The sequence below is a fragment of the Hanamia caeni genome (assembly GCF_003721595.1).
GTDB lineage: Bacteria > Bacteroidota > Bacteroidia > Chitinophagales > Chitinophagaceae > Ginsengibacter > Ginsengibacter caeni.
The window spans coordinates 1-26,359 of the sequence record NZ_RJJR01000008.1 but is presented as its reverse complement, the minus strand read 5'-3'; the positions used below and the strand labels follow the sequence as shown (position 1 = coordinate 26,359).

The 26,359-nt window shown below is 39.5% G+C and carries 22 protein-coding genes; 8 read left to right on the top strand and 14 right to left on the bottom strand.

Annotated features, from left to right (window positions below; translation table 11 throughout):
• Window positions 1-950: 950 nt before the first annotated feature.
• From EFY79_RS10460 to ribD, 4 genes are all read right to left on the bottom strand, one after another.
• Window positions 951-1,631 (bottom strand): lipid-binding SYLF domain-containing protein, encoded by a 681-nt coding sequence (locus tag EFY79_RS10460; RefSeq protein WP_123120662.1) that lies wholly within the window; start codon window positions 1,629-1,631, stop codon window positions 951-953.
• 168 nt (window positions 1,632-1,799) lie between these two features.
• Window positions 1,800-2,276 (bottom strand): 30S ribosomal protein S16, encoded by a 477-nt coding sequence (rpsP, locus tag EFY79_RS21950; RefSeq protein ID WP_123120661.1) that lies wholly within the window; start codon window positions 2,274-2,276, stop codon window positions 1,800-1,802.
• Between the two features lie 162 nt (window positions 2,277-2,438).
• The gene (gene ffh / locus EFY79_RS10450) at window positions 2,439-3,761 is read right to left on the bottom strand and encodes a signal recognition particle protein (RefSeq protein ID WP_123120660.1); all 1,323 of its coding nucleotides are present in this window, start codon (window positions 3,759-3,761) and stop codon (window positions 2,439-2,441) included.
• A 156-nt stretch (window positions 3,762-3,917) separates the two neighbouring features.
• Window positions 3,918-4,955: a bifunctional diaminohydroxyphosphoribosylaminopyrimidine deaminase/5-amino-6-(5-phosphoribosylamino)uracil reductase RibD gene (ribD, locus tag EFY79_RS10445; protein ID WP_233577977.1), complete on the bottom strand. Its 1,038-nt coding sequence runs from the start codon at window positions 4,953-4,955 to the stop codon at window positions 3,918-3,920.
• A 65-nt stretch (window positions 4,956-5,020) separates the two neighbouring features.
• Between ribD and prmC the strand changes: the two genes are divergently transcribed.
• Entirely contained in the window at window positions 5,021-5,881 is an 861-nt protein-coding gene (gene prmC, locus EFY79_RS10440) for a peptide chain release factor N(5)-glutamine methyltransferase (RefSeq protein WP_123120658.1), read from the top strand.
• Here prmC and EFY79_RS10435 read toward each other — a convergent pair whose 3' ends face one another.
• From EFY79_RS10435 to EFY79_RS10410, 6 genes are all read right to left on the bottom strand, one after another.
• On the bottom strand, window positions 5,882-6,283 hold the full coding sequence (locus tag EFY79_RS10435; RefSeq protein WP_123120657.1) for an ExbD/TolR family protein: 402 nt from the start codon (window positions 6,281-6,283) through the stop codon (window positions 5,882-5,884).
• Window positions 6,284-6,316: 33 nt separating this feature from the next.
• A complete protein-coding gene (locus EFY79_RS10430; RefSeq protein WP_123120656.1) occupies window positions 6,317-6,991 on the bottom strand; it encodes a MotA/TolQ/ExbB proton channel family protein in 675 nt (224 codons plus the stop codon).
• A 93-nt stretch (window positions 6,992-7,084) separates the two neighbouring features.
• Window positions 7,085-7,441 (bottom strand): cupin domain-containing protein, encoded by a 357-nt coding sequence (locus EFY79_RS10425; protein WP_123120655.1) that lies wholly within the window; start codon window positions 7,439-7,441, stop codon window positions 7,085-7,087.
• A gap of 39 nt (window positions 7,442-7,480) precedes the next feature.
• Complete coding sequence (gene pepT / locus EFY79_RS10420) at window positions 7,481-8,734, bottom strand: peptidase T (RefSeq protein ID WP_123120654.1); 1,254 nt, start codon at window positions 8,732-8,734, stop codon at window positions 7,481-7,483.
• 119 nt (window positions 8,735-8,853) lie between these two features.
• Complete coding sequence (locus tag EFY79_RS10415) at window positions 8,854-9,354, bottom strand: YkgJ family cysteine cluster protein (RefSeq protein ID WP_123120653.1); 501 nt, start codon at window positions 9,352-9,354, stop codon at window positions 8,854-8,856.
• A 73-nt stretch (window positions 9,355-9,427) separates the two neighbouring features.
• On the bottom strand, window positions 9,428-9,664 hold the full coding sequence (locus EFY79_RS10410) for a hypothetical protein (RefSeq protein ID WP_123120652.1): 237 nt from the start codon (window positions 9,662-9,664) through the stop codon (window positions 9,428-9,430).
• Window positions 9,665-9,874: 210 nt separating this feature from the next.
• Here EFY79_RS10410 and gcvP point away from each other — a divergent pair, with 210 nt between their 5' ends.
• Both gcvP and EFY79_RS10400 read left to right on the top strand, forming a co-directional pair.
• Window positions 9,875-12,745 (top strand): aminomethyl-transferring glycine dehydrogenase, encoded by a 2,871-nt coding sequence (gene gcvP / locus EFY79_RS10405; protein ID WP_123120651.1) that lies wholly within the window; start codon window positions 9,875-9,877, stop codon window positions 12,743-12,745.
• Window positions 12,746-13,009: 264 nt separating this feature from the next.
• Complete coding sequence (locus EFY79_RS10400) at window positions 13,010-13,531, top strand: hypothetical protein (protein WP_123120650.1); 522 nt, start codon at window positions 13,010-13,012, stop codon at window positions 13,529-13,531.
• A 33-nt stretch (window positions 13,532-13,564) separates the two neighbouring features.
• Here EFY79_RS10400 and EFY79_RS10395 read toward each other — a convergent pair whose 3' ends face one another.
• Genes EFY79_RS10395 through EFY79_RS21430 form a run of 4 tightly spaced genes read right to left on the bottom strand, consistent with a single transcriptional unit; the run spans window position 13,565 to window position 17,164 of the window.
• Window positions 13,565-14,233, bottom strand: coding sequence for a DUF2461 domain-containing protein (locus EFY79_RS10395; RefSeq protein ID WP_123120649.1), 669 nt, complete (start codon window positions 14,231-14,233; stop codon window positions 13,565-13,567).
• Window positions 14,234-14,276: 43 nt separating this feature from the next.
• The gene (locus tag EFY79_RS10390; RefSeq protein WP_123120648.1) at window positions 14,277-14,840 is read right to left on the bottom strand and encodes an HNH endonuclease; all 564 of its coding nucleotides are present in this window, start codon (window positions 14,838-14,840) and stop codon (window positions 14,277-14,279) included.
• Between the two features lie 29 nt (window positions 14,841-14,869).
• On the bottom strand, window positions 14,870-16,951 hold the full coding sequence (ligA, locus tag EFY79_RS10385) for an NAD-dependent DNA ligase LigA (protein WP_123120647.1): 2,082 nt from the start codon (window positions 16,949-16,951) through the stop codon (window positions 14,870-14,872).
• Window positions 16,952-17,008: 57 nt separating this feature from the next.
• Window positions 17,009-17,164 carry a hypothetical protein gene (locus tag EFY79_RS21430; protein WP_158605195.1) on the bottom strand — a complete coding sequence of 52 codons (156 nt, stop codon included), beginning with the start codon at window positions 17,162-17,164 and terminating at the stop codon, window positions 17,009-17,011.
• Between the two features lie 123 nt (window positions 17,165-17,287).
• Here EFY79_RS21430 and EFY79_RS10380 point away from each other — a divergent pair, with 123 nt between their 5' ends.
• From EFY79_RS10380 to EFY79_RS10360, 5 genes are all read left to right on the top strand, one after another.
• On the top strand, window positions 17,288-19,027 hold the full coding sequence (locus EFY79_RS10380) for a GMC oxidoreductase (RefSeq protein WP_123120646.1): 1,740 nt from the start codon (window positions 17,288-17,290) through the stop codon (window positions 19,025-19,027).
• Window positions 19,028-19,048: 21 nt separating this feature from the next.
• A complete protein-coding gene (locus EFY79_RS10375; protein ID WP_123120645.1) occupies window positions 19,049-19,711 on the top strand; it encodes a gluconate 2-dehydrogenase subunit 3 family protein in 663 nt (220 codons plus the stop codon).
• A gap of 65 nt (window positions 19,712-19,776) precedes the next feature.
• Window positions 19,777-20,937 (top strand): Gfo/Idh/MocA family protein, encoded by a 1,161-nt coding sequence (locus tag EFY79_RS10370; RefSeq protein WP_317128038.1) that lies wholly within the window; start codon window positions 19,777-19,779, stop codon window positions 20,935-20,937.
• Window positions 20,938-21,161: 224 nt separating this feature from the next.
• A complete protein-coding gene (locus EFY79_RS10365; RefSeq protein ID WP_123120644.1) occupies window positions 21,162-24,428 on the top strand; it encodes a SusC/RagA family TonB-linked outer membrane protein in 3,267 nt (1,088 codons plus the stop codon).
• Window positions 24,429-24,454: 26 nt separating this feature from the next.
• Window positions 24,455-26,269, top strand: coding sequence for a RagB/SusD family nutrient uptake outer membrane protein (locus EFY79_RS10360; protein ID WP_123120643.1), 1,815 nt, complete (start codon window positions 24,455-24,457; stop codon window positions 26,267-26,269).
• Window positions 26,270-26,359 lie beyond the last annotated feature (90 nt).

The following is a 26,359-nucleotide window of genomic DNA, read 5'->3' as shown; positions in this document are numbered from 1 at the left end:
CTCTTAGGTTTTTGGTTTTCTTTGGATAAATTACGGCTGGATTAGGGCCGGTTTTCATTGGGATAATATCTTTCAAAAGGATAGGTTCAAAAAAAAGAAGTTGACTGATATCGGATTATTGGTTTTTCCTGGATTAAAGGAATCGGTATTTTTCAATGGATTTGGATTGGCGATTAATGTTTGTTGAACATCAATCAACTTCTGAGAACAAAGATAGGCCGCACCACGACACTGCACAAGCGCAAAACTGACTGATTTTTCTGCTACTGAATTTACTGTCTGACACGTAATTTTACGAGAATATATCACGTAATCTTTTTAGCTTTCGCTTTCTTCAGAAAACATTTATGTATTTGAATAATGGACGTCGAAATCATTACAGAGGTTTCGTTTGTATTTTTCTCATTTTTTTTTGACGGCAAAAGCACAAATACCTAAAATTTTTCTTTTCTATTTTTTGAAAGGAATGTATTGGGTCATAAAAAAACTTCCGCTTTTTGAGCGAAAGTTTTAAAATTTTCATTTCTGAAGGTTATTAGTTTTTCAAGGATGGTTACGGCTGGATTAAAGCCGGTTTTCATTGGGATAAATATCTTTCAAAAGGATAGGTTCAAAAAAAAGAAGTTGACTGATATCGGATTATTGGTTTTTCCCGGATTAAAGGAATCGGTATTTTTCAATGGATTTGGATTGGCGATTAATGTTTGTTGAACATCAATCAACTTCTGAGAACAAAGATAGGCCGCGCCACAACACTGCACAAGCGCAAAACTGACTGATTTTTCAACTACTGAATTTACTGTACAAATCGTAAAAAGTCTTACATCTGATGGGATAATTACTTATTCAATCTAAAGAATCAATTGCCAGTAAAGAAACAAATAGTGATGATTTTAATTTTATGAGGTGGCCAGGTAACGCGGGTTTTAATATTATTTAGTTAGATCTGATTACATTTCTTTCAAAACATTTTTCAATTGCTCAACCGCTTCGGCAGAGGAAGGCGTATCAGAGAATATAGTTTCCGCATCAGCTTCGTTTCCATAAAAAACTTTATTTGCGTTCTTATCAATCGAAATGGCAGAGCCGCCTAAGCTGATTCCTGCAAAAAGTCCTTTACTTCTTGAATAAGAATACACTTCTGCCTCTAGCTTATAATCGGTGCTGGCCGTGCTGCTTCTTCCTACAGGTCCGGCCGTTACAGACACATCACCGCCCAACGTGAAGCTGCCGTTCCCTATATCTTCCAAAGTTTCCCGGTTTTTAAATACCAAAACCAAATCTACTGCCTGGACACCTGCCTGGAAACCGACACTTCCACCTGTAATGGTTACAAATACAGGATTACTCCAGGTGCCATCTTCTAATTTTACGATTGCAATGCCTTTTCCCCTTTTTCCTCCGACAACAAAACCTGCGTTGATTAATTTTGGAACCACAATTATTCCTTCGGTTATTTGCATCAATTCTTTGGGAATGCTTTCTTTCATTTGGCTAAAATCTTTCAGCACCTTAATACTGGCGTCAATCTTTTCTTCTTCTTTTTGTTTATCCTGGCAATTGGCATTCGTGAATACGAGCACCAAGCCGGCAAGCATAATGAATGCAGGAATTATTTTTGCAATTTTCATAATTTTTGAATTTAGAAAATTGAAAGTCCAACAATAATGCCGTTTGAAAAACAAAAGAATTCTTAATCTTTATGTTGCTCATTTCGAACGAAGATTCCAATAAAGATATAAGAATAAAAAAAGCCACCTCGTGAAAGGCAACTTTTTAAAGCTTCTTAAAGTTTGCAGTTATTCGCCGGAGGTTTCAGCCTTTGGCGCTTTATCAGGTGCTTCTGACCTTACAGCTTTCGGGCCTTCTGGTTTTTTCACAAATGAAGGGCGGCTTGCCGCTCTTGTTTTTTTATGATTCTCCTGTCTTTTCGCAAATTCAGAATCATGTTCACTGCTCCATTTGGTAAATTTTTCCATAGCGGCAGCTTCATCGAACAAGCCAAGGGATACACCGCGAAGTAAATGCTTCAGGTATAACACACCTTTAAAACTTAAAATACGACGAACGGTATCAGTAGGCTGTGCACCTTTGTGCAGCCATTCCAATGCTTTTTGACGGTCTACCTGTATGGTAGCAGGAACAGTCAATGGATTGTAAGAACCGAGTTTCTGAATAAATTTGCCATCGCGAGGGCTACGGGAATCTGCAACTACGATAAAGTAGAATGGCCTTTTTTTAGAGCCATGACGTTGCAATCTCATTTTTACAGCCATAAAAAATAGAAATTTTTTTGGGTGGTGATTAAATTGGGTTTCTAAAAAGGACAGCGAAGATAAGATGTGTGCATGAAAAATGCAAAAGATAATAGTTATTTTATAAAAAAAAGTTGTATTATCTTAATTAAAATTCATGATTTCCCCGTATTTGGTGAAAATTTACTTTTTCCCTAGCCCTGCCAGCCTCCCCATAGGCATTTTATTCATCATTTTCATCATATTTTTCATCTGGTCAAATTGTTTGATAAACTGGTTAACTTCAGAAATATCTTTTCCGGATCCTTTTGCAATTCTTTGTTTCCGGCTTGGATTGATTAAATCGGGGTTGCGTCGCTCTAACAGGGTCATAGAATTTATAATGGCTTCAATTCCTTTAAATGAATCATCGTTAATATCCACATCTTTTATCTGCTTACCTACGCCGGGAATCATGCCCATCAAGTCCTTGAGATTTCCCATCTTTTTTATCTGCTGCAATTGGGTTTTGAAATCTTCGAAATCAAACTGATTTTTACGAATCTTCTTTTCAAGCTTTGCTGCCTGGGCTTCATCAAATTGCTCCTGCGCTTTTTCTACCAAACTCACAATATCGCCCATTCCCAAAATCCTTTGCGCCATACGCTCGGGATAAAACACGTCAAGCGTATCCAGCTTTTCACCGCTGCTCACAAATTTTATCGGCTTATTAACGGTGTATTTAATAGAAATGGCGGCGCCCCCCCGTGTATCGCCATCCAGTTTGGTAAGCACCACTCCGGTATAATTCAAACGCTGGTTGAATGCTGCGGCCGTATTTACCGCGTCCTGGCCAGTCATGCTGTCTACCACAAACAATATTTCTTTTGGATTTAATGCATTTTTGATATTGGCCACTTCTGTCATCATCACTTCATCTATGGCTAAACGGCCGGCCGTATCAATGATGACTACATTTTTATTTTTCGTTTTGGCTTCTTTGATGGCATTTTGTGCAATCTCAACCACGTTTTTATTTTCCGGCTCGCTGTATACATCCACATTTATCTGGCCACCCAAAACTTTTAGTTGTTCAATGGCCGCAGGCCTGTAAACGTCGCCGGCTACGAGCAATGGCGATTTTCCTTTTTTTGTTTTTAAATAATTGGCCAGCTTTCCGCTAAAAGTTGTTTTACCACTACCCTGCAAGCCTGCAATTAAAATAATTGCCGGATTGCCGCTTAAATCGAGTTCGGTTTCTATACCTCCCATCAGGTCAGTCAATTCATCCTTTACAATTTTAACCATTAGCTGCCCGGGGCTAACGGCGTTAATTACTTTTTCACCGGTAGCTTTTTCTTTGATGGAATCTGTAAATTCTTTGGCAATTTTATAGTTCACGTCCGCATCCACCAATGCGCGGCGGATATCTTTGATAGTTGAAGCTATATTGAGTTCGGTGATTCTTCCCTGTCCTTTTAAATTCTTAAACGCGGTATCGAGGCGGTCGCTTAAAGAGTCAAACATATTATTGAAGTTGATTTTTTGTAATTGATAAAAAAAGTGAACATAAATATATTCACTTTGACGGCTGCAAATTTACAAAAAACTTCATTTTGTTTGCTGCCTCAGTGCGTCATGCGGTTGTCTGTTGTGCGGTAAAGCAATAAATAAAAAGGATTTTTATTTTCTTATGAAATACGCGATAGAATCTGAAAAATATTTTTCGCGGTGTATCATGGTAAAATTTTTCATTTGCGGCGCATTGATTCCCTCTTCAACAACCATTGTTTCATTGGTAATAATTCTTGCTTCATCCCACAAGCCACTGTCAATAAATGATTGCAGCGTTTTCGCACCGCCTTCTATTAACACACTTTGAATCTCATTTTTGTAAAGCGAATCAAGTAATTCTTTTATGAAATTTTCTTTGTCCAGTTTGATAAACCGGGTATTTTTTGTTGCAGAATTTTTTGATAAATTAAAAACCAGGGTCTCCGCTTCCTCATCAAAAGTTTTGGATGAAGGCGCAATTTTCAATTCTTTATCAATCACAATTCGAATGGGGTTATTTCCTTTCCATAACCTTGTGGTTAAGGACGGATCATCTTTTAAAACGGTATTGGTGCCTACTAAAATGGCCGCTTCTTCACTCCGCCATTTATGCACCAGGCGATTGCTGTAATCATTACTGATTAAAATTCTTTCACTATCTTTTGAACCAATTTTTCCATTTGCGCTTTGCGCCCATTTCAAAATAATGTATGGCCGCTGTTTTTGATGAAAAGTGAAAAAACGTTTGTTCAATTCTTTGCATTCATTTTCCAGAATTCCGGAAACCACTTCTACGCCCGCATTTCGAAGCTTTTCAATTCCTTTTCCTGCTACTTCTTTATAAATATCCTGGCAGCCAACTACTACCTTTCTAATTTTTGTTTGAATGATTAAATCAGAACATGGCGGTGTTTTTCCATAATGTGCACAAGGTTCCAACGAAACATATATCGTACTTTTTTCAATCCGGTTTTTATCCTGATGCGTCACACTGTTAATGCAATTTACTTCTGCGTGTGCTTCGCCAAATTTTTGATGATAACCTTCGCCGATAATTTTGTCTTCATAAACCAACACAGCCCCAACCATGGGATTGGGCGCCACATTTCCGACGCCTAACCTTGCCAGTTGAATGCAGCGGCTCATGTATCGTTCGTCGGGTGGCATGATGTTATTAATTGGTTTATTTGTTTAGTAGTGTATTGGTTCACAAAATAATTAAGTTTGTGATAATGACAATTTCAGAGGCATATATTGATTTTGCAGAAAAGTTAAAAACGGTTTATGAACATCGCGAAGCAGAAAATATTTCCGACTGGATTTTTGAAAATGTGACCGGCTTAAAGAAATGGGAAAGAAGGGAAAATAAAAAAAATGAACTGACTGAAAATCATTTTGAAAAAATAGAAAATTATTTAGAGAAGCTGATGAAACATACGCCCGTTCAATATGTGTTGAATGAAGCCTGGTTTTATAAAATGAAATTTTTTGTGAATGAAAATGTGTTAATTCCACGACCTGAAACGGAAGAATTGGTGGAATGGATTATTAATGATTTGAAAAATGCTGACGCTGACAGTGAAGCAAACATTATTGATATTGGAACTGGCAGCGGCTGCATTCCTGTTGCCTTAAAAAAAGAATTGCCCGATTCAAATATTAGCGCCATTGAGGTAAGTGAAAAAGCGTTGTTAGTAGCAAAAAAAAACGCAGCCAAATTGAATGCATCAATTAATTTTTTTCAAATTAATTTTTTAAATGAAGATGCCTGGAAGCCTCTTCAGGCTTATGACACCATAGTTAGCAATCCACCTTATATCCCATTCAACGAAAAAGAAATCCTTGCAAAAAATGTTACCGATTTTGAACCGGCAATTGCTTTATTTGTTGAAAATAATGACCCTTTCATTTTTTATAAAAAGATTGCTGAATTTTCTAAAGCGCACCTAAAGCCGAAAGGAAAAATTTTTGTTGAAGTACATGAAGCATACGCAAACGAGGTCAAAAATATTTTTGAAAATTCAGGATACAAGTCAGAAATAAAAAAAGATATTTATGGCAAAGAAAGAATGGTGAAGGGGATTCACAACTGATTACTTGTGCACTGACGCGGAAGTGGTAGCGCCCAATTTCTTTGCCACTTCCATGATTTTTACAATATCGCCCCATTGCACCAAAGAATCGGCGTTGATTACCACAGCCGGTTTAGTTAAGGAGTCAGCAAGGGGCAAACGGCCTCTGAGCACAGATTCCAGCGAGTCAAAAGGAATTTCGTCCTGCCCGATATACACCTGCTTGTTTTTGTTTATGCTTACAATCACGCTCTGTTTGGCCTTTGTATCGCTTGATGCGCGCGGATTATTCATCTTAATCACATTTGGATTAGCCATAGTAGAGATGATGAGAAAGAAAAACATAAGAATGAAAAGGATATCGTTTAACGGACTTGTGTCCAGTTCGGTATCTTCCTCTTTAAATCTTTTCCTGATACTCATTTTTGGATTTTAAAACTATTTAATCGCGTGATTTTAATGTGTAGGCTCCTGCAAAATATCTACGAATTCTGCGCTGGCAATTTCCATTTTATTTTCAATCCGGTGTATTTGTGTCACCAGATAGCTGTGGCCTATATAGGCCAATATTCCGATGATAAGCCCTGTGGCTGAAGTAATCATTTTGATATAAATACCATCTGCTATTGTATTGGCTGTGTATTCAGTGCTGGCCGCGATTCCTTTAAACAAGGCAAGCATACCAATGATAGTTCCTAGAAAACCAAATAAAGGAGCGATGCGCGCAACTATTGAAATGATAGAAAGATTTTTTTCCAGTTTGTATAATTCCAGCGCGCCTACATTGTCCATACTTTTTTCTATTGCATCGATAGGTTTTCCAATTCTTTGAATTCCCTTATCAATAATTCTGGCTACAGGATTTTCATTATTTTTTGAAAAACTTCTTGCAGCGGCTACATTGCTGTTTACCACATGGTCGCGAATAATGCGCATAAAATTATCATCAATTTTTGATGCTTTTTTTATGGCAATCAGCCTTTCAAAAAAGAAATACAGCGCTGCCAGGAAAAGAAGACCAAGCGGAATCATAAGTACGCCCCCTCTTTCAAGGGTTTCCCATAGGTTTTGAGTTTGTGCAACCGGGTGAGTTAATGCGCTTGAATCAACCTGCAGAAAAAATAAATCCATTTAATTTGGTTTAGTAACAAATGTAAAAAGTAATTTCAAATTTGAAAGATGAATAAAATCATATGATAAACTTTAACTAATTTATTAACGCCACTATTCCCTATGAACTTTATCAATTGAAAACGCAGGAAGGCACACACTCCAATACTCACATGGACTGTCGAAAGGATTTGAATAGTGAACACGGCTGCCCTTTTTTATCAAAATAGATTCTCCTTCATTAACAATTATCTTTTCGCCATCCACTTCAAAAAGCTTTTTGCCTTTGCTGATTAATGTGTATTCATCAAATTCAGGGTTTTGAAAAGGCTCGCTCCAGCCGGGCGGCGCAACCATGTGCGCGATGCTGAGATTTTCATTTTTTGTTGAAGCATTTCCAAAATGCTCTTCAATTAATTTTCCGTCGGTTGTGGGAACTTTAAAAGGTTTGTCTTGTTTGAAGAAGGGCATTGTTTACATTTTTTTGCTCACGATTTTATCTTTTACCTATTAACTTTTCTCTTCCCAAATCATACTTAAATGCACAATGGTTTCTGCAGCTTTGGCCATATCATTCACCCCAATCCATTCTAATTTTGAATGGATTCCCTGCATGCCGGTAAATAAATTTGGACAAGGCAAACCCATATAGCTCAACCGGCTTCCATCCGTTCCACCACGGATACTTTCTGTCTTTACCTCAAGGCCTGACCGTGTTATCGCTTCAGCAGCAAACTGCACCACCTGGGGATGCTGATCCAATATTTTCTTCATATTGCGATACTGCTCCCGCGATGAGAATTCTATGGAAGCATCTTTGTAATGGCTTACCACTTCTTCAGCAATTTTTTTTAATCGCCCGATGTGTTCTTTCAATTTCTCATCATCAAAATCACGAACAATAAATTCCAATGTGGCTCTTTCAGCGATGCCATCAAAATGGACGGGATGAACAAATCCTTCCTTTTTTTCTGTGGTCTCCGGCGACCATTCAGAAGTGGGCAGTGCATGTAAAATCTCACCTGCTACTTTTAGCGCATTTACCAATTTGTTTTTTGCGTAGCCCGGATGAGATATCACACCGTTGATTACAATAGTGGCAGCATCAGCGCTGAATGTTTCGTCTTCCAAACTGCCCGCTTCTCCACCGTCCAGCGTATAACCAACATCCGCGGCGAGTTTTTTCAAATCCAACTTTTCAGTGCCTTCACCTATCTCTTCATCCGGGGTAAAAAGAATTCTTATTTTTCCATGAATAACAGCAGGATTTTTCATTAGAAAATCCGCCGCCTGCATGATAGCTGCAACGCCGCTTTTATCATCAGCGCCTAAAAGTGTGAGGCCGCTTGCTGTAATAATGTCTCCGCCAATTTGTGTTTTTAAATAAGGAAAGACCACCGGCGATAAAACCTGTGAAGCATCGTCAGGCAATACTATATCTTCCCCATTATAATTTTTATGAAGGATGGGCTTAACGCCTGTGCCGCTACAATCAGGGGCCGTATCCACATGGCTGCAATAGCAAATAACAGGCACACTGGTTTTAGAAGAATTGGACGGAATGGTGGCATATACATAACCGGATTCATCCATTTCGGCATCTTCAATTCCTATTTTTTTTAATTCATCTACAAGAAGCCTGCTCAAATCCTTTTGCTTTTCAGTGGAAGGATGTTTTCCTGATGTAGGAGAGCTTTGCGTGTCTATACGCGCATACCGCATAAAGCGATCGGCAATGCCTTCTTTATTGATTTCTACTAACATAAACATGAAGATATGAAAATATAAAAGGAGCCTGTTGCAGTGAATGAACAAATAAGCAGGATTTCCTTTTTATGGTGCAGGTAAATGAAGAAGAATACAATTCCTTCAACATTAATTTATTAAGCTCCGCCGTTGGAGGAGGTCGGAAAGGACAGCTTTTCCAGAACGAAATAAACAATCGGGCAAAAAGTAGAATTTTTTAAAGTGATTGCGGGACGTTTAAAAATCACATCTTCATCTGTGTATGGAAACCGATGGCAATCAGACGGCCGGTTTTCATAAATGGAACAAAAATTATCTTCTCCTAAAAAAGGGCATGGCGATGATTTGGTAACATAATCTCCGTCTTCATCTACCCGCAAATATTTTTCAATAAAATCTCCTTCTTTCATTTTTAAATGCTTCGCAATTCTTTTGATATCAGGCGTTTTAAATCTTGGAGAATAATTGCGGCAACAATTGGCGCACGAAAGGCAATTAATTTTTTCAAAAGCTTCTTTATGCAGAACCGGCAATTGTTTAAGCACTTTATTTTTATCAGCGCGTTTTAAAAAATGTTTGTAATTTTTTTGGTGGCCGGCAGATTTTTTTTCCCAATTTTTCAGAATTTCTTCATTCATTTTGCAAAGATAAACAGGGAGACTCTAACGATGCAGTTGTTTAATTTTCGGACTTTTCCGGGGATTTCTTTTTTTATAAGCTATATTTTTTCTTAAGAAGATTTATTGATGTTTCGCCACTAAGATAAGTTGACTCATCTTCTTTCAATCGTTCATCTAAAATGGCTTTCATTTCATCGTCCAGTTTGAAATAAGTTTCATCTTCTTCAACAGTTATAGTTATAGGCTTTGATTTGTAGAAAGCCTTTATTGATTCCAGCAAATCAGAATTCAACTCATCCGCTGATTCTAAATAGTAGGTTGTAGACATAAGTTTTATTTACCTTATAAATTTACTCAAATTTTTTTGTTTGAAAATTATAGGTAGCTACCTACGTTCTGAAAATCCTAAAATCCTGTAAATCCGGATTCAGACAATTATAGTAACATTTCTAAATGTAACTTTGCGCCGTCATTTTTATCGAAAAATAAAAATCCCCGCTATTTATTAATTTACTGTGGAAAAAACCTACAAATTAGAATGAACCTTTTTGAAAAGCAATCTTCCGAATTTTCGGGGCGGCATATTGGCCCCGACAACAACGAAACCCGCGAAATGCTGGCTACCATTGGTGTAGACAGCCTGGAAGCACTTTTAGATAAAACAGTGCCAAGGGCGATAAGGCTAAAACAAAGGCTCGGAATCCCGGAGCCGGAAAGCGAGTTTGAATTTTTATCTCATTTAAAAACCATTGCAAATAAGAACAAGGTTTTTAAATCGTATATCGGCCAGGGATATTATGATACCATTACTCCTTCAGTTATTCAGCGAAATCTTTTTGAAAACCCGGGATGGTATACTCAATACACACCTTACCAGGCCGAAATATCCCAGGGCCGTTTGGAAAGCCTGTTGAATTTTCAGACAATGGTGTGCGACTTAACGGCTTTACCAATCGCAAATGCAAGTTTGCTTGATGAGGGAACGGCCGCTGCCGAAGCAATGTCCATGCTGTTCAATCATAAAAATAAAGACCATGATCAGATTACCGCGGGCAAATTTTTTATTGATGAAAAAATATTTAGTCAAACAAAAGAAATTTTACTCACGAGAGCTAAGCCTGTTGGCATTGAGCCGGTTTTTGGCGATTATAAAAACGTGCAATTAGATGAAACTTATTTTGGGGTGATTGTTCAATATCCCAATAGCGAGGGCGGGGTCGACGATTATAGAAATTTTATTGAAACGGCGCACAGCGTAAATGCAAAGGTGATTATGGCTACTGATCTACTGGCGCTTACTTTATTAACTCCACCGGGCGAATTGGGGGCAGATGTGGCAGTTGGCTCTTCTCAGCGGTTTGGAGTTCCAATGGGATACGGCGGCCCTCACGCAGCTTTTTTTTCCACAAGAGATGAATTTAAAAGAAATATTCCTGGAAGAATAATTGGCGTAAGTGTAGATGCCCAGGGCAACCGTGCCCTTCGTATGGCTTTACAAACAAGAGAACAGCATATCCGGCGCGAAAAAGCTACTTCTAATATTTGCACAGCCCAGGCTTTACTGGCCAATATGTCAGCAATGTACGCTGTGTATCATGGAGCAAAAGGTTTAAAGGATATTGCTTCGAGAATTGCGTTTCTTACCGAAAGCCTTGCCCTGCAACTTGAAGAAAATGGCTATCAATTGCTTCATACGCATTATTTTGACACAATTACTTTGGCTATTGATAATGTAGAAAAAATAAAAACCGTTTCAGAAAGAAATGAAATGAATTTTTATTTTCCATCAAAAAACCTGGTTTCCATCTCCCTGGATGAAACTACCAGCAAAAACGATGTGCTTGATATTGTGAGCGTCTTTAATGAAGTGAAAAATGTGGATACTTCCAGTATCAGCTTTGAAGAGGATAAGGCGCCAAATAATATTCCTTTGGCCTTACAAAGAACTTCCTCTTTTTTACTGCACCCGGTATTCAACAAATATCATAGCGAAACAGAAATGATGCGGTACCTGAAATTGCTTGAAAACAAGGATTTATCATTGGTTCATTCAATGATTCCATTGGGTTCATGTACGATGAAATTAAATGCAGCTTCAGAACTCATTCCGGTAAGCTGGGCGCATTTTAATAAAATTCATCCTTTTGCGCCGGCCTCACAAACCGAAGGCTATAATTTTATAATCCGAGAATTGGAAAGCCTGTTGTGCACCATCACTGGTTTTCATGCATGCAGCCTTCAGCCGAATAGTGGCGCGCAGGGCGAATTTGCAGGTTTACTTGCCATTAAAAGATATTTTGAAAGTAAAAATGAAAATCACCGGAATGTGATACTCATTCCTGTTTCAGCACATGGAACTAACCCCGCAAGTGCCGTGATGGCTGGTTGTAAAGTAGTAGTAATTAAATGTGATGAACACGGCAATATTGAAATAGAAGATTTAAAAGCACAGGCCGAAAAGCATAGAGATTCTTTGGCAGGATTGATGGTTACCTATCCATCCACCAACGGCGTGTTTGAGGAAGGAATAACTGAGATGTGCAAAATCATTCATGAAAATGGCGGCCTTGTTTATATGGACGGCGCCAATATGAATGCGCAGGTAGGATTGACATCGCCCGGATTTATCGGCGCTGATGTATGCCATTTGAACCTGCATAAAACTTTTGCGATTCCGCATGGCGGCGGCGGGCCTGGTATGGGGCCGATTTGTGTAAATGAAAAATTAGCGCCTTTTTTACCTGGAAAAAACAATCCTGACGGTCACTTCTCCGTAAGTGCTTCTCAGTATGGCTCCGCAAGTATTTTATTGATAAGCTATGCCTACATCAAAATGTTAGGAGAAAGCGGATTAAAAAAAGCGACTGAATATGCTATCCTGAATGCAAATTATATGAGGGCAGTTTTAAAAAAGAATTTTAAAATATTATTTAGTGGCAAAAATGGAACCTGCGCTCATGAATTTATTGTTGACCTGCGGCCTTTTAAAAACAGTGCGGGAATTGAAGCCGAAGATGTGGCGAAGAGATTGATGGATTATGGCTTCCATGCACCTACACTCAGTTTTCCGGTTGTAGGAACCATCATGATCGAACCAACAGAAAGTGAAAACAAACAGGAACTGGATAAATTTTGCGATGCGCTTCTCTCAATTTATGAAGAAATAAAAAGTGTTGAAAATGGCGAAGCAGACAGGAGAGACAATGTGCTGAAAAATTCACCGCATACTTTATCAGTTGTTACAGCCGACGAATGGAATCATGCTTATCCACGCGGCAAAGCCGCATTTCCATTGGATTATGTCAGAGAAAATAAATTCTGGCCGGCGGTGAGCAGAGTGAATAATACTTATGGTGACAGGAATTTAATTTGCACCTGCGAGCCGGTGGAGAGTTATGTGGAGGTGTAAGTTTACTTCAGAATAAAAACCTGTGATATTTGTCTGTTCACTGTTGATTGAGCAAAAAACTGCTTTAAAATTTTATTGCTTTCAACAGTGCTGCAAAATTGTCTCAAGCTTTGCTGGTGTAAAAATCAAGGCAAAAATTGATTATTGTTATTTGAAAGCAGATCTGCATCGCACAGCCAGGCCTAACTAGTCTGATGCAGATAAAAATGAAATAACAGGGTTCGCTCAATTTTTATCTTTAATTTTAAGTTTAATTTCCACAGGATGCGCATTACATTTTTAGCCATAGCACTATTGATATTTACCGCCGTTCAATCGCAATCACTCACGCAATATAGTAGTGGCGGTAATTTTAGCGATTCACACACGCAGGATAGTTTGTTTCCGAAAAAATGGTTTTTCAGTTCTTACCGTGGTTTATCTACCAGTGTTTCTTTTTTTAAGGGAGGAAACGCATCAGTTTTTTCAGCGCCACTGGGCCTTCAGCTTAACAGGAGAATCAATAATAATTGGTTTGCCTTTGCGAACGTCACTGTTGCTCCGTCTTATATAAATATTAATCCTTCCTACTTAAATGGATTTAATAAAAGCTTTTCAAACAACCGGTTTGGCCAAAACTATTTCGGTCTATATCCTGCTGCATCCATGGGCGTAATGTATGTCAACGATGCAAGAACCTTTTCTATTTCGGGAAGTGTAAGTGCTGAAAAAAGTTTATATCCTGTGTTACCTTATTATCCTGATAATTTTTCAAAGCAAAATCATATTGTAGTTCCTCACCGTTAATTTTAAATTGGATTTGTCAGTGTTTAAGAAAGATTATTCAAATGAGCGGTTGATGAAATTTAGTAAGGGCTTCAGTGATTTAAAAGACTGAATGATTTCATTTATGAACTTTGGAGTTACAATGTCAGCATCTGCGATATTTTTAGTAGCTACAAAACTTTTCATTCTTAAAAAATCTGCTGCCGGGTTTTCTTTTTCGTATCCCTTGGGAATATTTACCAACATTTGCTTTTCATCTTTTTCCAATTCGCCATAATTTTTTTTGAATGCCGGAGTTGCTATTATTTTTTTGAATTCAGGAAAACAATAATCGATTTCCTGTCTTACTTTTTTTAATTGCTCCGGCTCCGGCCTCCATAAGCCTCCGCCAATAAAACTATTGTCGCCCGGTTGCACATGAAGGTAATATCCGGCATAAATTGATTTCTTGCCCCCTTTGTTGAAAGAAGCGCTAAAGCTGATTTTGTAAGGGGTTTTGTCTTTTGAAAACCGCACATCGCGATTGATTCTAAACAGGCAGTTTTTATATTCCAATTCTTTAAGGTCTTCATCAAACAGCGTCATCTTCTGAAGCAGTAAAGCAACAAATTCTTCAAAATTATTTCTTACTTCAAGATACTTGTCCTTGTTGGCATCAAACCAGGGTTTATTGTTATTCTTTTTTAGCGATTTCAAAAAAGATAGCGTAGAAGCGGTAATCAAATTATTAAAATTTAAAAGCTAAAGGATAATCAGAGGGAATTTTTCACGAAATGGCCGACCAGTTTTCGCCGCTTTTTATGCGATAAACCGTCATAGGGCTGATGTTGAATTTTTCAGCGATTTGCTTGTGTGTAAGCTTACGACGCGGATTTGCCAGCATCGCCTTTATGTTTTTTACCTGTGATTCGTTTAGCTTTAATCCATTTTTACGTGATACCTGCGATTTTTTATATTCCTTTCGTTGTGGACTTTTTTGCTGGTGGTCAATTACTTCTTTTTGTGTAGCCCATTTTAAATTTTTAGCACGGTTATCAGTTTTTTGATGGTTAAGATGAACTACATATTTATGCTTTGGAGAAGATTTGGGATTAAAGAGTTTTGCTACTTCGCGGTGCAAATAAAGAGTGGTGCTGCCATTGCTTAATCGAAGGTTTAATGAGCGGTATCCGCTGGTAAGAGATCCATCCAGGAGTTTCCCATCAGCCAGGATATCATCTTTGTAACTTGCTGCGCGTCCCTGCGATGAGATGGCATATTTATTTCTCATTGTCTGCATGCCTTTAAATTTAAGAGGCCTCCATATTTCACCGCTAAGTTTTTTGATCATAGCTCAGTTTTATTGATGAAGTTACAAAACTAACTTTGGATGAGATTTAAAAAATCGGCCTCGCTGATGATTTTCACCGTTTTTAATTTTTGTGCTTTGGCCAGCTTACTTCCCGCAGAATCGCCTGCCACCAGGTAATCCAGGTTAGCGCTTACAGAAGAAAGTAATTTGCCTCCATTTGCTTCCACCATTTTCTCGGCGTCATTTCTTTTCAGTGTCGGCAGCGTTCCGGTAAATAAAAATGTTTGACCCGACAACTTTCCTTTTACCGGTTCGGATTTATCTCCTTTCATGTTTACCCCTTTTTCAGCTAACTCTTCAATGATTTGAAGATTGTCTGGGTTATGAAAAAATTCATAAACACTTTGCGCTACTTTTTCTCCAATATCCTTTAACTGCTGAAAATCTTCAATTGAAAATTTGGGCAGGTCAAAAATTGTATCAATACTTTTCGACAACGTTTTGGCGGTGGTTTCGCCAACATATCTGATGCCCAGGCCAAATATCAAACGATTCAAATTTTGTGACTTGGATTTTTCAATCGCTGTTCGCAGGTTGTCAACAGATTTCTGTTTGAATCCTTCCAGCGCAGCAATTTTATCAAAATCTATAGAATAAATGGAGGGAATGTTTGTGATCAAACCAAGCGTATAAAATTTTCTGACATTAGCTTCGCCAAAAGTTTTAATATCCATTGCATCTTTGCTCACAAAGTGAATGATACGCTCTACCACCTGGGCTTCACAGTTGATATTCACGCAGCGCCAAACAGCTTCGCCTTCAGGTCTTACCAATTCGTCTCCACAGACCGGGCATTGAGCAGGAAAAATAATTTTCTTTTCATCGCCGGTTCTTAATTCAGTTAGTGGCTTCACGATATACGGAATCACATCGCCGGCTCTCTCTACTATAACGGTGTCGCCTATACGTAAATCTTTTTCTTCAATAATCCCTTCATTAAAAAGCGACACTGACGTAACCGTTACGCCTCCTATATGAACGGGTTCTATTTTTGCCACAGGCGTAACTGAGCCGGTGCGCCCCACCTGGAATTCCACATGGATTAATTTTGACGTAGCCTGCCGCGCCTTAAACTTGTATGCCATAGCCCACCTTGGATGATGCGTGGTGCTGCCTACCTGCTGCTGAATTTCAATTTCATTTACTTTCACTACAATGCCATCAATTTCATAGGGAAGCTCTTCTCTTTCGCTTTCAAAGGCGTGGCAGAATTCAACAACCTGTTCAATTTTGTCAAAAACTTTTTTTTCTTTTACCGGTGTACGAAACCCGCAATCATATAATAATTGCAAAATTCCCGAATGCGTATTCAGTTGCGCGGGGTAATGTTTTTTCCCTTTTTCATTCAGTTCGATATAACTTACGTGGTACAATATGGCTTCTAATTTTCTTTTCCTGACTGCTGATGGATCTTTCATTCTTAATGAACCGGCGGCGGCATTCCTTGGGTTTGCTAAAGGAGCCAATCCTTCTTCAGCCAGCGATTGATTATATTTTTTAAAATTTTCTTTGTTTAACAGTACTTCTCCTCTTATTTCAATTTTTTGTATTCCAGCATCTGAAAATTTAGCAGATAAAGGAATAGAGCCAATTTGCTTAAGGTTAGTCGTGATATCATCGCCTGCAATTCCATCTCCGCGGGTAGCGCCACGCACCAGGAAATCATTTTCATAAATCAGCGAAATGCTGGCGCCATCATATTTTGGCTCGGCGCTAAAAGTTATTTTCTGGTTTGCGGTTAATGTTTTTAACCGGTTATTCCAGGCGATTAAATCCTCTGCGTTATAGCTATTTTCAAGGCTAAGCATGGCCACTAGATGCGGAACAGTTTCAAAATCTGAATTAAGACTGCTACCTACTCTTTGTGTAGGGGAATCCGGGGAAATTAAAGACGGATTTTCCTTTTCCAGTTTTTCGAGCTTCTTAAAAAGTAAATCATATTCAGTGTCAGAAATTAATGGATCATTTAAAATATAATAGCGGTATTCATGAAACCGAAGCACGTCGCGCAACTGCTCTACATTACCATCTTTTTTTAAAAGATTTTCCGTTTCTGTTTGTAATTCCCTTGCCTGCTCTGTAGTGTACATATTCGAACTTTAAAAAATAAAACTACAAAAAATGTATTATTCCAAACTTGAATGAAGTCATGGGTTATGTGCATACATTCCATAATTCGTTTCCCTGTAAAAATGTTTGTTATAGTAAAGCAGGAAATAATTTGAATTTTTATTTTGCCCGTGAATATAACGGTTATGGGTAAACGAATTTCTTTTCATATCAGTAAGCGATTCTTTTTCCATTTTGCGGCGTGTAAAATCCCAAAAAAAATTTTAAATTTTTAAGGATTCGAAAATAATTGGACTTAATTATGTCAAGAATTCCTATTTTCATGCCCGATTCATAAAAAATCCAATTTTATTGATATGGGAGATTTTCAAGTAAAAGTTCAACCAAAAAAATATGATGCAATTATAATCGGTTCCGGAGCAGGAGGCGGTATGGCAGCTTATGTATTGGCAAATGCAGGGTTAAAAGTTTGCCTGCTTGAAGCCGGGCCGGATTATAGTCCTGCTGTAGATTCGAAGCAATTGCAAAATGCCTGGGATTCTCCCAGGAGAGGCGCCAGCACCAAGTTTCGTCCTTTCGGCGATATGGATGGTTGTTATTGGGGCTGGGAAATTGATGGCGAGCCTTACACAAATGCAAAAGGCTCTAACTGGGAATGGTGGCGTGCAAGAATGGTAGGTGGCCGCACCAATCACTGGGGAAGAATTTCATTACGTTTTGGCCCTAAAGATTTTAAAAGAAGAAGCATTGATGGCTTGGGCGATGATTGGCCAATAAGCTATGATGATGTAAAACCTTATTATGATAAAATAGATAAATTATTGGGGGTATTTGGCACCAATGAAGGTTTGGTAGATGACCCTGATGGTTTTTTTCTGCCGCCTCCCAAGCCGCGGCTTCACGAATTGATGATTAAGAAAGCTGCGACAGGCATTGGAATTCCGGTGATCCCATCCAGGCTTTCCATTCTTACCAAAAAAATTAATGATACCCGCGGTCAATGTTTTTTTTGCCAGCAATGCAACCGAAGTTGTAAAATTTACGCTGATTTTTCATCCTCTTCAGCTTTGGTGTTGCCGGCGCTAAATACAGGAAATGTAGACCTGGTAGTCAACGCCATGGCCCGCGAAGTGCTAACTAATAAAGAAGGCCTGGCTACGGGCGTTTCTTATGTAAATAAAGAAGACATGCAGGAATACCAGGTGATGGGCCGCACTGTTATCCTCGGAGCCAGCGCCTGCGAATCTGCAAGACTGTTATTGAATTCTAAATCGCCGCGCCATCCCAACGGGCTTGCTAATTCAAGTGATATAGTAGGGCATTACCTGCACGATTCTACCGGGGCAGATATGGGTGGCATTATTCCTGATTTATTTGACAGGAAACGATACAATGAAGATGGAGTAGGAGGTATGCACGTTTACACTCCCTGGTGGCTGGATAATAAAAAACTCGATTTTCCACGGGGCTACCACATCGAATATGGCGGAGGTTTCGGGATGCCCTTATATGGTTTTCAATGGGGGATTGAAAACCTGAACGGGACTTATAAAGTGAAGGGAAAGCAAAAGGAAGCCGGTGGCTATGGTGCGTCACTAAAAGAAGATTACCGGTATTTCTTCGGCTCTCATGTAGGTATGGCCGGACGCGGGGAAGCAGTTGCCATGAAGGACAGCTATTGCGAGCTTGATCCAAATACCGTTGACATTTATGGAATTCCTGTTTTAAGATTTCATACAAAATATACAGATTATGAAATTAAACAGGCCAAGCACATGAAGGAAACCTTTGCAGAAATTTTACATGCCATGGGGGCCGTTTCCGTTTGGGGAGCAGATGATGGGCCTGAAAATAATTATGGACTTCACGCACCCGGCAATATTATTCACGAGGCGGGAACGATTCGTATGGGAAATAGTCCAAAAGATTCACCATTGAATAAATGGGCCCAGGCGCATGATTGTAAAAACCTGTTTAATGTAGATGGAGGAATGTTTGTGTCGCAGGGCGATAAAAATATTACCTGGACCATCCTGGCCCTTTCCATGCGCACGTCTGAATATATTGTTGACCAGCTAAAGAAAAATAATATTTAGCAGCATTTAATTTCAATATTTATGGATAGAAGAAAATCGCTTAAAGTAATGGTTCTCGGAACCGTATCTTCCGGATTTTTATTGCAGGCCTGCGAGACCGACAATAAAAAAACGGTTCTCAAAAAAGCATCGGCAACTCCTGCAAAAAAGCATCCCGGGCTGATGAAAGAGGAAGTGAAGCACCTCGAAGAAGTGAACGCTTACACTTTTTTTACACCTCATGAAATGCAGACCATCACAATTCTTGGGGATATTATTATTCCAAAGGATGAGGTAAGCGGCAGCGCATCAGATGCAAAAGTTCCTGATTTTATCGAATTTATTGTGAAAGACAAACCGGAGCATCAGGTCCCTATGCGAGGTGGATTGAAATGGCTTGATATGGAATGCCTGGCCCGTTATCAAAAACCATTTACAGAATGCGATCAAAAACAACAAATGGAAATGGTGGACGATATAGCATGGCCTAAAAAGGCAAAACCTGAGGTGATGCAGGGCGTAAGTTTTTTTAATTTGATGAGAAATCTTACTGCCACAGGATTTTATACCACTGCCATCGGCGTAAAAGATATTGGGTATATAGGCAATACGCCTAACCAATGGAATGGCGTTCCGGAAGATGTTTTGAAACAGCATAACCTGGCGTATACCGAAAAAGAATTAAAAGAATGTATTAGTTTTTAAAAAAAATAAACTGCTTTTATCAGCAGGCAAACAAAAAACCGATTTTTTTATTTTAAAATTTTATCATGAGAAAATTAAGAATGGGAATGGTAGGCGGAGGCAAAGATGCTTTCATCGGTGCCATTCACCGGCTGGCCGCCAATATGGATGGGTTGATTGAATTAAGTTGCGGTGCATTAAGTATTAACCCGGATATAGCAAAGGAATCCGGTAAAGAATTATTTCTTCCGGCAGATCGAACCTATTTATCCTTCGAAGAAATGATTGAGAAAGAAAGCAAAATGCCCGAAGACAAACGCATCGATTTTATCACCATTGTTACTCCCAATTTTGCGCACTATGCGCCCGCAGCTATGGCCCTTGATAATGGCTTCAATGTAATAGTTGAAAAACCAATGACCTTTACCCTGCAGGAAGCAAAAGATTTAAAAAAGAAACTTGAGCAAAGCGGAAAAACGCTTTGTCTTACTCATACTTATTCCGGTTACCCAATGGTGAAACAGGCGAAGGCAATGGTAGCGGAAGGAGCGTTTGGAAAAATCAGGAAAATAGTAGTAGAATATTCACAAGGATGGCTGAGCAGGCTCACTGAAAGAGAAGGCAATGCCCAGGCATCATGGCGGACTGACCCGAAAAAATCGGGAAAAGCAGGCGCTATGGGAGATATAGGCACTCACGCAGCACACCTCGCAGAATACATTTCCGGATTGAAGATTACCAAACTTTGTGCAGATTTAAATGTAATGGTTGAGGGGCGTGCCTTGGATGATGACGGGAATGTTTTACTGAAATTTGACAATGGTGCAGCCGGCGTTTTAGTGGCGACACAAGTAGCAGCCGGTGAAGAAAATAACCTGAAGATCAGGATCTATGGCGAAAAAGGCGGAATAGATTGGACACAACAGGAGCCAAATACCTTAATTGTAAGATGGCTTGATCAACCCGCCCAAATTTTAAGAGCCGGTAATAATTCACCGGGGCTCAGCAGCTATGCCTTGCAAAATTGCCGTACGCCGGGTGGCCATCCCGAAGGTTATCTTGAAGCTTTTGCGAATATCTACCGAAATTTTGCCCATACGCTAATGGCTAAATTAGATGGCAAAGAACCGACGAAAGAAATGCTGGATTTCCCGGGAATAGAAGATGGTGTACGTGGAATGGCATTCATTGAAAATGTGGTAGCCTCAGGCAATTCAAATGAAAAGTGGACAGATTTTGTGGAATAATTAAAAGATTGGTTGTTGACTTTTTTTACAAAGTGGCCTTGCGCCACTTTTTTTATGGAATTAAAACGGGCTTATTTGTTTATTTACTATGAGGTTTCACTTTGATTACGGTTAGTAAAAATTCCGGGGTATTTTACAAAACGCTTACAAAAAAAATTTACGTTATATAAAAAAGAATGTAAATTGTGTCCTATTAACTTTAACGCAAATTTAATTACTTGATTATGAAAAAAAGATTACTGCTTAGCAGCCTCTTCGTGCTGCTTTGTTTTCTACAATCTATGGCTCAGCGGCGGACTATCACAGGAACTGTTACTACAAGCGATGGAACGGCTTTGGTAGGCGCTTCTGTAGTCGTAGTTGGGAACAGAACCGGCGAAACTACCGGGCCGAACGGCAACTTCTCTATAAGTGTACCTCCAAATGCGAAGACTTTGCGAATCAGCTATGTAGGATACGCAGATCAGGATGTATCAATTTCCGGCCAAAGCAACATCACGGTTTCGATGACACCCAGCGCAACCAATCTGAATGAAATCGTTGTTACAGGTTATACTTCGCAGAGAAAAAAGGACATTACCGGGTCTGTTGCGGTGGTGGATGTGAGCGATATGAAAAAGATTCCCTCAGGGAATGCGGAATCTTTATTACAAGGGCAAGCCTCAGGAGTTACCGTTACTACCTCCGGTGTACCCGGTGGCGGAGCTGCAGTGCGTGTAAGAGGAATCACCTCCTTAGGAAATTCGTCTCCATTATATATCGTGGATGGAGTTGAATCCGGCACCGGCCTTAGGGATATTAATCCTGATGATATAGAATCCGTACAGGTGTTGAAAGATGCAGGCGCTGCCGCCATTTATGGTATACAGGGATCCAACGGAGTTGTGGTGGTTACAACAAAAAAAGGACGCGGCAAAGCAACCGTTACCTACAATATGTATCTTGGTTCCCAGCAACCTTTAAAAGGAAATGTATGGAATCTTACTAATACTCAAGGATACGCACAAGCTATCTGGAACATGGAAAGCAATTCAGGAGTGACACCTGATAAAAGGACCGGGCAATTTGGAAAAGATCCTTCTCAAACAGGTCCTATAATCCCGGATTATATTATTCCGGAAGCCGCAAAAAATGGTGATGCCAATACAGATCCTTCAACGTATGATATTTCTTCCAACCAGATTACAAAAGCATCAAAACCTGGCACTGACTGGTTTCATGAAATCTTTAAGCCAGCTATGATTCAAAACCATACGGTGACTGTAAGTGCAGGGAGCGATAAATCGTCCTATTTATTTTCAATGAATTATTTCAATCAGGAAGGCACCCTGATAAATACTTACCTGAAAAAATATGACGTAAGAGCAAATACCGTTTTCAATATTAAAGACAATATAAGAATTGGTGAAAATGCCGATGTTGTATATCGCCAAAATCCGGGATTTACCAACCAAAACGAAGGGAACTCAATTTCATTCACTTATCGTACTCCACCGATTATTCCGGTATACGATATTATGGGAAATTTCGCCGGAACTCATGCACCTCACCTTAGCAACTCGCAAAACCCTGTAGCCAGGCAAAAGCGTACCGCCAATAATAAAAGCAATAGCTGGTCTATGATCGGAAATGTATTTGCTGATGTGGATTTTCTAAAACATTTTACCGCACATACTTCCTTCGGCGGCACTGTTGAAAATTATTACTATTATTCATTCAGCCCTACGCCATATAACGATGCGGAAGGTAACACCAATCCAAATGCATTTACTGAAGGAGCTGGATATAATAGTTTATGGCAATGGACAAATACATTAACTTATTCAAATGTAATAGGATTACATAACATTAAAGTATTAGGTGGCATTGAGGCAAAAAAGATTTATGATCGTAGCTTCTCCGCTGGGAGAATTAATTATTTCAGTTCAGACCCTAACTACTTAATCCTAAATACCGGAAGTCCTACCGGCGGCGTAAGTAATAATGGAGGAGCACCTTATCAGCGATCCTTATATTCACAATTTGGCCGACTGGATTATCAATACAATGACAAGTACCTTATTAGTGCCACTGTGCGCAGAGACGGTGCATCTGTTTTTGATAAAGATCATAGATTTGGCGTTTTCCCTTCTGTATCTGCGGGCTGGAGAATATCCCAGGAAAGCTTCCTGAAAGGCGTCTCATTTTTTAATGATTTGAAATTCAGAGGTGGTTGGGGGAAATTGGGTTCCATTAATAATATTGGGGCTACTAATCCTTATAGCCTTTATGCATCTGGTGCTGGCTATTCCTACTATTCAATTGACGGAGATCCCCAGGGTGCTACCATGGGATTCTATCAGAGCCAATTTGGCAATCCATTGACAACATGGGAGCAGGATATCATAACTAACGTAGGCCTGGACGCTACCATTCTTAATAATAAATTAAGCCTGTCCGTTGAATGGTACAAGAAAAAAATCAGTGGATTATTGTTCCAAAAGCAATCTCTGATAGGAAATTTTGCAGGCGGTGCGAGTCAGCCGGTTGTTAATTCCGGCGATATCCAAAATTCCGGTATTGATGGAAGCATTACTTTCCATGGAAGCGCAGGTTCTGACTTTAAATTTGATATCCAGGGAACGCTTACCAGTTATAAGAGTGAAGTAGTTAGCCTGCCTCCGGGTTATAAGTATCAGGATAGGAACAGTGATGGATCTACCCGCATTGGAGCCTTTACCCGTGTGCAACCGGGCAGAGCAATCGGTGAATTTTTTGGATATAAAGTGATTGGGCTTTTCCAGGATGCCGCAGATGTAGCTAAATCACCTACGCAAACTGCTGCAAATCCTGGCCGTTTCAAATATGCCGATATAAGTGGCCCTGATGGGAAGCCTGATGGAAAAATTGATGATCAGGACAGAACCTGGATTGGAAACCCAAATCCCGATTTCACCTATGGCCTAAATATTAATGCAAGTTATAAAGCTTTCGATTTTTCTATATTCTTTTATGGTTCCCAGGGCAACCAGGATGTTAATTATGTAAAATACTGGACTGATTTTCCACAGGTTTTCCGCGGCGGTATCAGCAATGATGCATTAAATAAGTCTGCTATCCTCGTAAATTCAGCCGGACAGCCAACTACAGTTACAGATCCAACTGCACATGTGGCCAATCCGGGAGCAACTGTTCCGGTTTTGGAAACAGCCGGTGGCTTTAGTAATAGTGGAGCGTTTAATTCTTTTTATGTGGAAGATGGTTCTTTCCTGAAACTTCGTTCTTTAATGTTAGGCTATACGCTTCCTATTTCACCTTTGAAAAAGGTTGGAATTGATAAGCTCCGCATTTATATACAAGGATCTAATTTGTTTACGATAACAAAATATACCGGGCTTGATCCGGAATTACAACAATCTAATTTAAGTAATAACAGTAATTTCGGAATTGATTTCGGTAACTATCCTTCTAATCAGAAACAATTCCTTTTTGGAATAAATGCCTCATTTTAAATTTTAAAAATAAAAAAATTAGTGATATGAAAAAATCTAATATAAAATATTTAATACTGAGCGTATTCCTTCTGATTTGTATAGGCTACAGTTGCAAAAAAGAATTTCTCGATATCCCACCCGTCGGATCCCTGAACCCATCAATCATGGCTAACCAGCAAGGAGTAGAAGGACTTCTGGTAGGCGCCTATGCCACTCTTGATGGTTATCCGGGAAATGGCGACGGTGGCTGGGGCGGGGCTATTTCGAACTGGTCATTGGGAAGTGTAGCAGCCGACGACGCTTATAAAGGTTCAACACCAGATGACCAACCGGACGTAGTTCCTATTGAAACGTGGGCTACTTTACCTACAAATGGTTATACCGTAGGTAAATGGAGAAACTGTTATTATGGTGTACAGAGAGCAAATGACGTTCTTCGGATTTTGCCACTGGCAAAAGATATTCCGGAAGACCAGGTTAAAACTATCACTGCAGAGGCCAGGTTTATAAGAGGTTTTCAAATGTTTGAATTGAAAAAAGTTTTTAATAATGTCCCTTTTATCTCTGAGAATGTAACAGGAGATACTTCCAGTCCTGCTGCGATTACTAATATCAGTGGCTCTGGGTATGTAGATGTATGGCCTGATATAGAAGCTGATTTTAAATTTGCTATGGAAAACCTTCCGGCCACTCAGCCACAGGTTGGCAGAGCCAACAAATGGGCAGCACAGGCTTTTTTAGCTAAATGCTATATGTATGAGAAGAAGTATTCAGATGCCAAACCTTTGCTGGATGAGCTAATTAGCAGCGGAACTACTTCTGACGGTGTGAAATATGATTTGATAAATTATGCCAGCAATTTTAATCCGGCACAAAATCATAAAGGTGATGCTGAAGCAGTATTTGTAGTTCAAATGTCTGTGAATGACGGGTCTGGTAATGCGCAGGCCAATGGACAGGGTGTAGCAAACGGCAACTACGGCGATTTATTGAATTTTCCATATAATAACGGCCCGGGCGCTTGCTGTGGATTTTTCAATCCATCCCAGGATTTAGGAAATGCCTATAAAACTGATTCCCATGGATTACCCCTGTTAGATGGCAGCTATAATAGTGGTACAGATGTCAACAGTTCAACTTATCCCGGAACATTGGATCCAAGAATTGACATTGCAATCGGAAGAAAAGGAGTTCCTTACCTCGATTGGGGCCCTATGCCAGGTGATTCCTGGATTCGTGATCCGGCCAATAATGGACATTTCGTAACTAAAAAAGATGTGTATGCCGAAAGTCAAAAAGGCTCATTATCAAGCACTGAAAGCTATTGGGCCTCCACAGAATTAACAGCAAATAACGTAAATGTGATTCGTTTTGCAGATGTATTATTGTGGGCGGCAGAAGCTGATCTTGCCACCGGCGATCCAACAACTGCAGAAGCACTGGTAAACAGAGTTCGTGCTCGTGCTGCCGATAAAACCGGTTGGGTATATGCTGGGGGCGCTACTTATGACGCTTCTTCAGCTACCTATTCTCCCCAAACCACTCCGGCAGGCAATTATAAAATTGGATTATACCCCGCAGGCGCTTTTAGCAATCAGGCTTATGCATTAAAAGCCATTATAATGGAGAGAAGACTTGAGCTTTCAATGGAAGGCCAGCGCTTCTTTGACCTCGTGCGCTGGGGAATTGCTGCAGAGGTTTTAAATGCTTACCAGGCTTATATTAAGAATTATGTTCCATATTATCTTGGTACCAAGTTTACAGCCGGAAAGAATGAATATTATCCTATTCCTCAAAGTCAGATAGATGCTATCAATTCCGGAGGTACTGTCTATTTAAAACAGAATCCTGGTTATTGAGTGTCACGAATAAATAATGAATACAAATTAGTTCTTTGATTTTATTATTTAATGCTATGTAGATGATGATGGTCGGCCCATCGGTAACGG

What these genes read in the sequence shown, in the direction of transcription:
- EFY79_RS10460 (WP_123120662.1), bottom strand. Translation starts at nt 1,631, where the DNA reads ATGAAAATTGCAAAAATAATTCCTGCATTCATTATGCTTGCCGGCTTG.
- rpsP (WP_123120661.1), bottom strand. Translation starts at nt 2,276, where the DNA reads ATGGCTGTAAAAATGAGATTGCAACGTCATGGCTCTAAAAAAAGGCCA.
- ffh (WP_123120660.1), bottom strand. Translation starts at nt 3,761, where the DNA reads ATGTTTGACTCTTTAAGCGACCGCCTCGATACCGCGTTTAAGAATTTA.
- ribD (WP_233577977.1), bottom strand. Translation starts at nt 4,955, where the DNA reads ATGCCACCCGACGAACGATACATGAGCCGCTGCATTCAACTGGCAAGG.
- prmC (WP_123120658.1), top strand. Translation starts at nt 5,021, where the DNA reads ATGACAATTTCAGAGGCATATATTGATTTTGCAGAAAAGTTAAAAACG.
- EFY79_RS10435 (WP_123120657.1), bottom strand. Translation starts at nt 6,283, where the DNA reads ATGAGTATCAGGAAAAGATTTAAAGAGGAAGATACCGAACTGGACACA.
- EFY79_RS10430 (WP_123120656.1), bottom strand. Translation starts at nt 6,991, where the DNA reads ATGGATTTATTTTTTCTGCAGGTTGATTCAAGCGCATTAACTCACCCG.
- EFY79_RS10425 (WP_123120655.1), bottom strand. Translation starts at nt 7,441, where the DNA reads ATGCCCTTCTTCAAACAAGACAAACCTTTTAAAGTTCCCACAACCGAC.
- pepT (WP_123120654.1), bottom strand. Translation starts at nt 8,734, where the DNA reads ATGTTAGTAGAAATCAATAAAGAAGGCATTGCCGATCGCTTTATGCGG.
- EFY79_RS10415 (WP_123120653.1), bottom strand. Translation starts at nt 9,354, where the DNA reads ATGAATGAAGAAATTCTGAAAAATTGGGAAAAAAAATCTGCCGGCCAC.
- EFY79_RS10410 (WP_123120652.1), bottom strand. Translation starts at nt 9,664, where the DNA reads ATGTCTACAACCTACTATTTAGAATCAGCGGATGAGTTGAATTCTGAT.
- gcvP (WP_123120651.1), top strand. Translation starts at nt 9,875, where the DNA reads ATGAACCTTTTTGAAAAGCAATCTTCCGAATTTTCGGGGCGGCATATT.
- EFY79_RS10400 (WP_123120650.1), top strand. Translation starts at nt 13,010, where the DNA reads ATGCGCATTACATTTTTAGCCATAGCACTATTGATATTTACCGCCGTT.
- EFY79_RS10390 (WP_123120648.1), bottom strand. Translation starts at nt 14,840, where the DNA reads ATGATCAAAAAACTTAGCGGTGAAATATGGAGGCCTCTTAAATTTAAA.
- ligA (WP_123120647.1), bottom strand. Translation starts at nt 16,951, where the DNA reads ATGTACACTACAGAGCAGGCAAGGGAATTACAAACAGAAACGGAAAAT.
- EFY79_RS21430 (WP_158605195.1), bottom strand. Translation starts at nt 17,164, where the DNA reads ATGGAAAAAGAATCGCTTACTGATATGAAAAGAAATTCGTTTACCCAT.
- EFY79_RS10380 (WP_123120646.1), top strand. Translation starts at nt 17,288, where the DNA reads ATGGGAGATTTTCAAGTAAAAGTTCAACCAAAAAAATATGATGCAATT.
- EFY79_RS10375 (WP_123120645.1), top strand. Translation starts at nt 19,049, where the DNA reads ATGGATAGAAGAAAATCGCTTAAAGTAATGGTTCTCGGAACCGTATCT.
- EFY79_RS10370 (WP_317128038.1), top strand. Translation starts at nt 19,777, where the DNA reads ATGAGAAAATTAAGAATGGGAATGGTAGGCGGAGGCAAAGATGCTTTC.
- EFY79_RS10365 (WP_123120644.1), top strand. Translation starts at nt 21,162, where the DNA reads ATGAAAAAAAGATTACTGCTTAGCAGCCTCTTCGTGCTGCTTTGTTTT.
- EFY79_RS10360 (WP_123120643.1), top strand. Translation starts at nt 24,455, where the DNA reads ATGAAAAAATCTAATATAAAATATTTAATACTGAGCGTATTCCTTCTG.